5 protein-coding genes are annotated in these 11,673 nt (G+C 48.9%); 4 read left to right on the forward strand and 1 reads right to left on the reverse strand.

The window, feature by feature from the left end:
- Positions 1-26: 26 nt before the first annotated feature.
- Both menB and NT073_RS16625 read left to right on the forward strand, forming a co-directional pair.
- Positions 27-851: a 1,4-dihydroxy-2-naphthoyl-CoA synthase gene (gene menB / locus NT073_RS16620; protein ID WP_297375589.1), complete on the forward strand. Its 825-nt coding sequence runs from the start codon at positions 27-29 to the stop codon at positions 849-851.
- A gap of 226 nt (positions 852-1,077) precedes the next feature.
- Complete coding sequence (locus NT073_RS16625; protein WP_297375591.1) at positions 1,078-5,298, forward strand: hybrid sensor histidine kinase/response regulator; 4,221 nt, start codon at positions 1,078-1,080, stop codon at positions 5,296-5,298.
- A 106-nt stretch (positions 5,299-5,404) separates the two neighbouring features.
- On the opposite strand, the gene NT073_RS16630 is transcribed toward NT073_RS16625, so the two are convergent.
- Positions 5,405-6,043, reverse strand: coding sequence for a hypothetical protein (locus tag NT073_RS16630; RefSeq protein ID WP_297375593.1), 639 nt, complete (start codon positions 6,041-6,043; stop codon positions 5,405-5,407).
- Between the two features lie 273 nt (positions 6,044-6,316).
- Here NT073_RS16630 and NT073_RS16635 point away from each other — a divergent pair, with 273 nt between their 5' ends.
- Together NT073_RS16635 and NT073_RS16640 are read left to right on the forward strand one after the other, a co-directional pair.
- Positions 6,317-10,045: a two-component regulator propeller domain-containing protein gene (locus tag NT073_RS16635; RefSeq protein WP_297375595.1), complete on the forward strand. Its 3,729-nt coding sequence runs from the start codon at positions 6,317-6,319 to the stop codon at positions 10,043-10,045.
- A gap of 187 nt (positions 10,046-10,232) precedes the next feature.
- The gene (locus NT073_RS16640; RefSeq protein ID WP_297375597.1) at positions 10,233-11,549 is read left to right on the forward strand and encodes an aminotransferase class V-fold PLP-dependent enzyme; all 1,317 of its coding nucleotides are present in this window, start codon (positions 10,233-10,235) and stop codon (positions 11,547-11,549) included.
- The last annotated feature ends 124 nt before the right edge of the window (positions 11,550-11,673 follow it).

Below are 11,673 nucleotides of genomic sequence, written 5' to 3' on the forward strand. Positions count from 1 at the left end.
CGGTCGCTCATTCACTCGTTTAAATTATGCAAAGCAACTACCCCTGGGAAACGATTAAAGAATACCAGGAAATTCTCTTCAGCTATTACGACGGAATAGCTAAAATAAGTATCAACCGGCCGCATAAGCGTAATGCTTTTACGCCGTTAACCGTCACGGAAATGTCGGAAGCCATGGAACTGGCCCGGCAGGACGAACGGGTAGGCGTCATTATCCTGACCGGCGAAGGGGGCGAGGCCTTTTGTTCGGGGGGCGATCAGTCTGTTCGGGGGCATGGTGGTTACGTGGGTACCGATCAGGTTCCCCGCCTGAATGTGCTGGACCTGCAAATGCAGATCCGTCGTATACCGAAGCCGGTCATTGCTATGGTAGCTGGTTATGCCATTGGCGGTGGTCATGTGCTGCATGTCGTTTGTGATATCAGTATTGCTGCCGAAAACGCCCGCTTTGGGCAAACTGGACCTAAAGTAGGTTCGTTCGACGGCGGCTTCGGCGCTTCTTATCTGGCGCGGGTTGTTGGTCAGAAAAAAGCCCGCGAAATCTGGTTCTTATGCGATCAGTACAATGCCCAGGAAGCGTTGGATATGGGGCTGGTCAATAAAGTAGTGCCTCTGGAGGACCTGGAAGAAGTGACGATTGCCTGGTGCCGTAAGATGCTGGAAAAAAGTCCGCTGGCCCTCCGAATGCTCAAAGCGTCTTTCAATGCCGAACTCGACGGGCAGGCGGGTATTCAACAACTGGCGGGCGATGCCACGTTACTTTACTATTTGTCTGACGAAGCGAAGGAGGGTAAAGATGCATTTCTGGAAAAACGAAAGCCGGATTTCAGCAAATTCCCAAAGTTTCCCTGATAATCTCTTTGCTGAAAACAAAGAACCATATTATTCTGTCAAACATACAAGGGGCAATAGTTGCCCCTTGTATGTTTGACAAGAGGCCAGTATCCAATTTGCCAATCGACTGACATTGAGCGAGAAAAGAATGGTTTTTGTGTAAATATTATGTTACTCATCGTCAAATAAATATATTAAATATCCCTATATTTACATACTAATATGTCGTAACTTATACTTGGGAATGTCTTTTCGTTCTTTCTTATCAGTCCTGTACGGGTTAGTTGCTTTGCAATTGGCCCACGCGCAGTCATATACTAAACGTTTTTCGCATTTAACAACTGACGAAGGCCTTTCGCAAAATAATGTAACCTGCATTCTGCAGGATAAGCGCGGCTTTATGTGGTTTGGTACCCGCGATGGATTAAATAAGTACGACGGTTATACATTTACCCTGTATCAGAATGTCCCGCAAAAGAGTACAAGCCTAAGCAATAGTTATGTACACACCGTCTTCGAAGATGCTCAGGGGCGCTTGTGGGTTGGAACCGACGAAAGTGGGTTAAGCTTATTTGACAGCGACACCGAAGTTTTTACCAATTTTCAACATTTACCCGGCATTAAAAATAGCCTGAGTCATAATAAGGTGATGGCTATAGCTCAGGATGCACAGGGATATCTGTGGGTGGGTACTGCGGGTGGAGGTCTGGATAAATTTGACCCCCGGCATAGAACGTTTACGCATTATACCCAACAGGCCGCACAGCCAGGGAGTCTCAGCAACAACAATGTCAGCTCACTTTTCATCGACCGTGCCGGAACGCTCTGGATCGGTACGGATGGGGGCGGTTTAGATCGCTTCGATAAGGCTTCCGGCCTTTTTACCCATTATCGACACCGCCCAACCGACAACCGCTCGTTAAGTCATGACCAGGTAACTACCTGCTTTGAAGACACGCAGGGCCGATTCTGGATAGGAACGGAGGGGGGCGGATTGAACCGGCTCGACCGCGCAACGGGGCAGTTTACACGGTATCAGCATCCATCGGATTATCCGGCTCAACTTCCACAGAATAATGTCATGGTTCTGGCTGAAGATAATGACCACACAATCTGGATTGGAACGCAGAACGGGGGTATCGATCTCCTGCATAAGGATGGTTCATTTACCCACTACCGATACGACAAGGACGATACCGGCGGTTTGAACAACGGTTCTATTTATGCCATGTATCGGGATCGGGTAGGAGCTATGTGGGTTGGTACTTACTCCGGAGGTGTGAATAAGATTGACGCACTCCCGCTTAAGTTCAAATTGTATCAACATACCAGGGGCAGTACCAGTAACCTGACAAACAATAATATCCTTGCTATTCGGGAAGATGGGCGCGGAGATTTATGGCTGGGTACGGATGGCGGAGGAATTTGTGTGTTGAAAAAAGGTATGTCTGTTTTTACAGCCTATCAGGACAAGCGCCAAAGTGCTTCGTTATTTGGTCGTAATTACGTACTGGCCATTTATGAAGACTCGGACAAACGGATCTGGACGGGCAACTACAAAGGGGGGCTATGCCTGTTCGATCGCGCCAGCAATACGTTTGTACAGAAAGGTGGTTTTGACCAGCTCAGCATCAGTGTTATTCTGGAAGCTCGCAATGGCATATTTTGGCTGGGAACATTTGAAGATGGCCTCATACGCTACGACAGACGGACAGGAGCCACGACCCGGTATCGGGCTAACCCCTCGCAGCCCGGGCAGCTCAACTACCACACGATTACTACTCTTTGGGAGGACAAGGCCGGGAAAATTTGGATCGGAACGGAAGGAGGGGGCATCAATGTATTCCATCCGGACAAAAACCGGTTTACCCAGTACCAGTATGAGCGGCAGAATCCCCGAAGCCTGAGCAACAACATGGTGACTTTCATATTTGAAAGTTCAACTGGGCAGCTTTGGGTCGGTACGAACGGAGGGCTCAACAAGTTCGATGCCCAGTCGCAAACGTTTACCGCCTACGGTAGGTCGAAGGGAATAGCCAACGATGTGATTCAGGGAATTCTGGAAGACAGGCGCGGAACGTTATGGCTTAGTACGAACAAGGGCTTGACGGCCTTTAACCCAAAAACGTATAAAGTTCGCAACTTCGACTCTAGTGATGGCTTGCAGGGGAGTTCATTTAACCGGTCGGCTATGTTCAGGAGCCCCGGCGGGCAGTTCTTTTTTGGTGGGCTGAGCGGGCTTAATAGCTTTTATCCGGACAGTTTAGGGTACAATCCATTTGTGCCCCCGGTTTATATGACGGACTTCCAGATTTTCAACAAACCGGTCCATGCCGGGGAGGAGGGGGCACCCTTGGTAAAGGCAGTCACGGCAACGCGCGATATTACCCTCAGTTATGATCAAACGGTGCTGTCCTTTGGCTTTGCTGCCTTAAACTATTCATTTCCCGGCAAAAACCAGTATGCCTACAAACTCGAAAACTTTGATAAGGACTGGACACAGGCCGGTACGAAACGCACAGCAACCTATACCAATCTTGATCCGGGAGACTACGTTTTTCGAGTAAAAGCGTCGAATAATGATGGCGTCTGGAACAATGCTGGAACGTACGTAAATCTGCATATTGTCCCTCCGTTTTGGCAAACCTGGTGGTTTAGAAGCTTGCTGCTTCTTGCCCTGCTAGGTATTCTGTATACAGTCTATCAGGTACGGGTTCATACGATCAGGCAGCAGAAAATAACCTTGCAAAACCAGGTTCAGGAGCGAACCCGCGAGGTAACAAAGCAAAAACAGGAACTGGTAAAACAAGCCATTCATTTACAGATACTGAATGAAAAATTAGAACAGCAGTACGGAAGACTGGCCCAGCAATCGGTACTGGAGCAGCAGGCAAGGCTCGGGGCCGAAACGGCCAATAAGGCAAAAAGTGTGTTTCTGGCCACGATGAGTCACGAAATTCGTACCCCATTAAATGGGGTGATCGGTATGACTGCGCTCCTGGAAGATACACCCTTGTCGGAAGAGCAGCGAGAATATGCTCACACCATTCGCAGTTGTGGCGAAAGTTTGTTAGGGGTCATCAATGATATTCTGGATTTCTCTAAAATTGAATCCGGTAAGATGGAACTGGAGCAACAACCCATCGAATTGCGGTCCTGCCTGGAAGAAGTGCTGGATATGTTTGCCGGTAAAGCCGGACAAACGGGGCTCGATCTGATCTATCAAATTGACCCGCTGGTTCCTCTCCAAATTCTAGGTGATAGCCTGCGTCTGCGGCAGATTTTGATCAATCTGGTGGGCAACGCCGTTAAGTTTACACATCAGGGCGAAGTTATGGTTGGCGTACAGCTCGTTACTGTCCGGCCCGATCAAACGGTTGAGTTAGGCTTTACGGTGCGTGATACGGGCATCGGTATTCCCGCCAGCAAAATCGGTCAGCTTTTCAAGGCGTTTTCTCAGGTCGATTCGTCTCACAGCCGTCAATACGGCGGTACCGGTCTGGGCCTGATTATTAGTCAGCGCCTGATTGAGTTAATGGGTGGAGTGATTCGGGTAGAAAGTGAGGTGGGGAAAGGTACTGCGTTCCGGTTTACCCTGGTATGCCAGACGGGCGAAGAAAAAAAGCCAGCAGCCTATGGACCAGAAAGTGCGATTGCCGGTAAGTCGGTACTTATCGTGGACGACAACGGAGCTAGCCAGGGTGCTCTCCGTACTCAACTTGAGCGCTGGCATCTACGCCCTGCTCTGGCCGGATCAGGCCGGGAAGCGCTGGTGCTAATGGCTCGGCATGGTCCTTTCGATCTGGTTATTATCGATCAGCAGATGCCGGAAATGGATGGCATTGAACTCGCTGGAAAAATAAGACGAAGCTACCCGGCTGTACCGCTTATTTTACTAAGCTGGGTGGGCGATCAACGCCGAAAAAAACATGCCGATCTGTTCTCTGGCATGATTACCAAGCCCATCCATTATAACCACTTGGGCCAGTCCGTTCAACAGGCACTTACGCTCCAGGAGAATACGTCTCCCCAGCTTACAGATCGCTCACAATCTGCATATAAAGTGGATTTTGCCCGTCAGTACCCTTTGCGGATACTGATTGCTGAAGATAATCCCATCAATGTAAAACTTCTGGTTCGGGTCCTCAATAAACTTGGTTATTCGCCAACTGTCGCCAACAACGGGCAGGAGGTACTGGTGCGGTTACCTGAGGGATTTGACTTAATTTTGATGGACATTCAGATGCCGGAAATGGATGGGCTGGAAGCGACGCGACTTATCCGCCAGCAAGCCATCCGGCAACCCTGGATCATAGCCCTAACGGCCGATGCTATGCTGGAAGACCGGGAACTGTGTTTGGCTGCCGGTATGAATGAGTACATGTCGAAACCCCCCGTTCTGTCTCAATTGACAAAATCGCTCCAACAAGTGAGCCTGATGAGCCGGAATCTGGAATTCAGATAGGCTGCTTTCTTCTGGATTCTGTTTGGTCATAAACGGTTGGAGTATTCATTGAGGCTTTACCAGAACAAACCTGAATAGTTTTGAATCGGCTTGGCCAGCTGGGTATTTAGACAGATAAAGCCGTCTTTTTGTGCTCTTTCAGAGTGTATATCAACACCGCAAGACCGGCTAATAATGCAATACCAAACATCAGCAGGAGTGATAGGAACGACTGAATGGTCAACTTGGCGAGTATGGATAGGCCAGCATAAAAAAGCCCCAAATAAGCCCAGCTTCGACTTCTCATGAGCGGGTACACCTCATCGACGAACGTGGACTGAGCCGGCAGGACAACCACCCTGAGCCGATTCCAGTCCCATACAAGCAGATAAATGTTGGCTAGTAGCATTAGAAACGTGATAACGGGTGTTCCGGCGAAGTAATAGGAAATAGTAATCACGAAGATGTTCAGTATGATGGGGAAGAACATCATGGCACCAAGCGTGCTGAGTACTTGAGTCATCAGCAAAAAACCAGCGATCAACTGTCCCCAGCCGATAAACTGCCAGTAAAGGCCTGACTGGTACAGGGTCTCGAAAAAATGCCAGGGGTCATGAATCGGTGCACCCGCTCCTGAACCGGTAGTAAAGCGCTGCCCCTGGATTTTGACGATACTGGCAAAGACAAACGCCCCGCCAATGAGGTACCGTAGGTAGATTGTGAAAAGTTGAATAAGGATCAGTTGTTTCAGTTTCAGTACATTCATTTGTTGAGGTAACCGGGTATGTTTGTCCAGATGAGTAGAAACTAACCAGGTACGAATAAATAGGGATAAAGACGAATGCACAACCGAATAATGACGCACGGTTTTAATAAAGGAAAAGGTAGCTTGCTGCTTGAGAAGTTAAGTCTTTTACCTTGGTGTAAACTGTAGTTTTTACTACATTGCAAGTTAATTATTGTATGTAAATAAGTGTTTCGTGGATATATTATATTGTCAATAATTCCATAAGATAGCTTATGCCCCGCCTTATAAACGATGCCTGTCCTTTTATTTTGCTTGCTGCTTGTCGGGCTTTGGCCGGGGCAATCCGTTCAGGGACAGTCGAAAAACGGCCAGTTTACCTATCTGACCACCAGGCAGGGTCTTTCGCAGGACAATGTAACCTGCATCCTTCAGGACCGCAGAGGGTTTATGTGGTTTGGTACGCAGGATGGGCTGAACAAATTTGATGGATATACGTATACGCTTTACCGAAATAGTCCACAGAAGCCTAATAGCCTCAGTCATAATTTTATTCATACCCTATTTGAGGACAAACAAGGCCGCTTGTGGGTGGGTACAGATGATGGGGGGCTCAGTTTATTCGATGCCTATACCGAAACGTTTACAAACTACAAGCACATTCCGGAACGGTCAACCAGCCTGGCTCATAATAAGGTCATGGCAATTGCCCAGGATAGCGCTGGTTACCTCTGGGTTGGAACAGCCGGTGGTGGACTGGATCGATTTGATCCTCAACAAAGAATCTTTACTCATTATACCCATCAGGCGGCCAATCCGGCCAGCTTAATTGACAATCGGGTCAGTTCCATCTTCATTGATCAGAGCGGAGTTATCTGGATTGGTACCGACGGCAGCGGTTTAGATCGGCTGGATCAGAGGCATAATTTCTTTACCCATTTTCAGCACGATCCGGCTCGGCCTACTTCCTTAAGCCATAATCGGGTAACTACCTGCCTAGAAGACTCCAGGGGGCGCTTCTGGGTTGGTACCGAAGGGGGCGGCTTAAATCTGCTTGACCGAACCCTTGGAACCTTTAAGCACATTCAACAGACAACTCAGCCGCCCCGACAACTCTCCCATAATGATGTGATGGTGCTGGCCGAAGATAATGACCATACCTTGTGGATTGGCACCCAGAATGGGGGGATTACACTCCTGCATCCCAACGGCACATTCTCCTACTACACGTATCAGGCCGATAACAACGACTGCCTTAATAACGGCTCCATCTACTCGATGTATCGGGACCCCGTTGGTACGATGTGGGTGGGCACCTATTCGGGGGGCGTCAACAAACTGGATGCCCTTCCGTCAAAATTCGGCCTGTATCAGCGAAGACCCCAAAACACCAGCAAACTGACCCATAATAATATCCTGACAGTTCGGGTCGACCAGGAGGGCGATTTGTGGCTGGGTACTGATGGAGGAGGTATCAATATCCTTCGGAAAGGACAGTCCGTTTTTAAAGCCTATCAGTACACCGGTCGGGATGCTTCGTCAAATCCCCAAAATTTTGTCCTCACCGTTTATGAAGATCGCCGGAAGCGAATATGGACGGGTAATTTTAAAGGAGGGTTGACCCTGTTCAACCGGGCCAAGGGTCGCTTTGAGCCAAAGGGTAATTTCAGTCCATTGAGTATCAGTGCTATCATGGAGGCCAGAAATGGTATCTTTTGGATGGGAACCTTCGAAGGAGGAGTAATTCGCTATGATCCGGAAACGGATACCAGTACCCGGTTTGATGCGAATCCCGGCCAGGTCGGTCAGCTTAATTACCACACGGTTACCGCCTTATGGGAAGATCGAAGCGGTAATATCTGGCTGGGCACGGATGGGGGCGGGATCAATGTTTTTCACCCCGCGACGAAGCAGTTTACCCAGTACATGCGGGATACTAAAAATGCCGGAAGTTTACCAAATAATCAGGTCAATGTCCTTTTCGAAAGTAAGTCGGGCCAACTTTGGATCGGTACTAATAGCGGCTTGAGTCGATTTGATGCGCGTACCCAAACGTTTACTACGTTCCGTCAGGAGGATGGCCTGGTCAACGAAGTTATCAAAGGTATTCTGGAGGATAAGCAAGGCACCCTGTGGTTTAGTACCAACAAAGGAATAAGTTCGTTTAAGCCCGCTACCCATGCCATCCGAAACTACACTGCCAGTGATGGCCTGCAGGAGAATTCCTTTAACCGGATGGCTTGTTTTGCGGGAAAAGACGGAGAGTTGTTTTTTGGGGGCGTAAGTGGTCTCAATAGTTTTAATCCCGACAGTTTACGAGACAACCCCTTCATTCCGCCCGTTTATATTACCGAATTTCAGTTGTTTAACCGGTCGGTCCGGGTTGACGATCCACAGTCCGTTCTCCATAGGGTCATCAGTGAAACCCATGATATTACCCTCAACTACGATCAATCGGTACTGTCGTTCGAATTTGCCGCGCTGAATTATACCCTATCGGGCATAAACGAGTACGCTTATAAACTCGAGGGCTTCGACACCGACTGGATTCCGGCGGGTACCAAGCGTACGGTGAGTTATACGAATCTGAATCCGGGCGATTATGTATTCCGGGTCAGGGCATCCAATAACGATGGGGTCTGGAATCGAACGGGTACGTTTGTCCGTCTGCATATTATTCCTCCGGTTTGGCAAACGGGTTGGTTCAAAGGCCTGTGTATGTTATTGATGCTGTGTGTGCTGTATGTCATATACCGCCTGCGGGTCCAGCAAATAAAAGCCCAGCAGGTATACTTGCAGGACCAGGTGCGGGAACGAACCCGCGAGGTGCTGCAACAACGGCAGGAGCTTCAGGACCAGGCCCTTTATGTCGAGTTGTTACAGGCCAAAGTAGACCAGCAGGCGGCCCGCCAGGAGCTTCAGGATAGTGAACAGCGGTTTCGTGAAATGGCGGATAATGTCGATGAAATTTTCTGGATACGGGATTTGCATGAACCCCGGTTTCTGTACATGAACCCGGCATATGAAACGTTTAGTGGCCAAAGCCCACAGACTTTAATAGAAGATCCATTGGCATTTTTGTCTTGTATTGTGGGAGAGGACCGGGCTGCCGTGCGGGAGTCGTTTCTGAACCCGGAGCACCAGGGTAACTTTCGTTTTAGGATTCGTCATCGGGACGGGCGTGTTTTCTGGATGAATGCCCGGGTATTTTTAGCGAGGAATCAGGACAGTCTGCCCATCCGCTGGATTGGCGTATCCACCGATATTACTACGGCCATTGAGAAAGAGCATATTCTGGAAGAGTCGCTGGTAAAAGAGCGCAATCTGAACCAGTTGAAATCGCAGTTCATTGAAACGGCTTCCCATGAGTTCCGGACACCACTCACAGTCATTAGTTCGAGTGCGGAACTGGTAAGGTTCTATGTCAATCGATTTGCACCCAGCTCTTCTTTGGCCCCGATTACCCGCCACCTTGATGTGCTGTTCACGAAAGTAGGCTCACTCAATATGTTAATCGATGATACGCTTACCCTAAGTAAAATCGATGAGGGGAAGGTCAGGTTACACCTGGAATGGGTCGATCTGGTGGCACTGAGCCGGGAGGTAATTCAGTCTAATTTTAGTCAGGGTAAGTCCAATGAGCAATTGGTTCAGCTAGAGGTACGGGGTTATGCTGTGGATATACAGATAGATCGAAATTTACTGATCCATATACTGAGCAATCTGCTAAGTAATGCGCTGAAATTTTCTACTACCCCACCCCGCCTGATTCTTGAGTATAAACCTGAGGAGGTGAGGCTATTGGTGAGCGATAAAGGGATGGGAATACCGGCTAACGAATTGCAGTATTTGTTCAACAAGTTCTTCCGGGCAACGAATGTGAATGCCATCCAGGGAACGGGCCTTGGTCTGGCAATCTGCCGTGAATATGTTAGGTTACAGGGGGGGCGGATTGAAGTTGAGAGTATAGAAGGTAAAGGAACCACATTCACCGTAATGCTACCACTTCGCAGGAGTTTGTAACTTGTTGAGTCGTTACGCTGGATGCGTTTCAGCCGAATCAGTATACGGGCCATCTGGTTGTTCATCTGGCTAATTGGATAGGCAAGCTCATCTGCTTCGTCAGGCAAAAGCCGAATGTGCAGTAATCTGCAAAATTTTTGTAGTTTTAGGGTACCTCGTTCATCCTCATGTACATACCTTAACAACTATGGCAACCCGCAGGACTTTCTTCCGCCAAACCGCAGCCGCAGCGACCGGTGCACTGACGCTTCCACAGTTTTTACCCGAAACGTTTGCCAATCCAATCGCCACGGCCGATGTCGGGCTGAAGTCGGCCGCCGAATGGGCGCAGGATGAAGATTTCTGGTCCTGGATAAAGTCTGAGTATACTGTATCGCCCAATCTGCTCAACCTGAACAATGGGGGCGTTTGTCCGCAGCCTAAAGTTGTACAGGACGCGCACATCCGGTTTTATCAGTATTGCAACGAAGCGCCGTCCTATTACATGTGGCGGATTCTGGATCAGGGCCGGGAAGCCCTGCGGAGCAAACTGGCCGATTTAGGTGGCTGTTCGGCGGAGGAAATCGCTATCAACCGAAACGCCACCGAAGGACTGAATACAGTCATCTTCGGACTGAATTTAAAAGCGGGGGATGAAGTCGTGCTCACAAAACAGGATTACCCAAACATGCTTAACGCCTGGAAACAGCGCGAAAAACGGGACGGCATTAAGCTTGTTTACCTGGATCTGAACCTGCCCAGCGAAGACGACGACGCCCTGGCCGAGCAGTACATCCGGGCGTTTACACCCCGTACCAAAGTGGTGCATGTTACGCACATGATTAACTGGATTGGACAGGTGATGCCCGTTCGGAAGATTGCCGATGCTGCCCACAAACGTGGTATTGAGGTGATTGCCGATGGCGCTCACTCCTTCGCCTTGTTCGATTTCAAGATTCCCGACCTCGGCTGCGACTATTTTGCAAGTAGCCTGCATAAGTGGCTGTCTGCCCCTTTTGGCAGCGGCATGCTGTATATCAGGCAGAACAAAATTAAAAATGTATGGGCTTTATTGTCGAACAACGAGCCCGACGGGCCGGATATTCGCAAGTTTGAGAGTCTGGGAACCCGCTCGTTTGCTTCCGAAATGGCCATCGGAACGGCGGTTGATTTTCATAACAGTATCGGCTCAGCCCGCAAGTTTGCCCGTGCTCACTTTCTTAAAAATTACTGGATGGAGCGGGTAAAAGATATTCCCGGCGTTAACATTCATACATCTCTTAAACCAGAGTTTGCCGGAGCTGTGGCACTGTTCTCCATCGATGGTATGAAACCCTCCGAAATAGACGGCCAATTGCTCAATCAGCACAAAATTCATACGGTGGGAATTGAGTGGGAAAACATTAAAGGAGTTCGGGTAACACCCCACGTCTATCACTCGCCCAAAGATCTGGATCGGCTGGTGGCAGCGATTACAGCCATAGCTGACAAACAGCTTGCCGTGGGAAAGCAAAAGAAAAGCTAGAACTACCTCTTCGGCCTAACAAAAAACGCTGACTCCAGAAGAGTCAGCGTTTTTATTATCTATCCACAGCAACATAAACCAAACTTGCATTGGTCTACATTGCCTAGTGAATACGCATGATTTA

The sequence above is a fragment of the Spirosoma sp. genome (genome assembly GCF_026391055.1).
GTDB lineage: Bacteria > Bacteroidota > Bacteroidia > Cytophagales > Spirosomataceae > Spirosoma.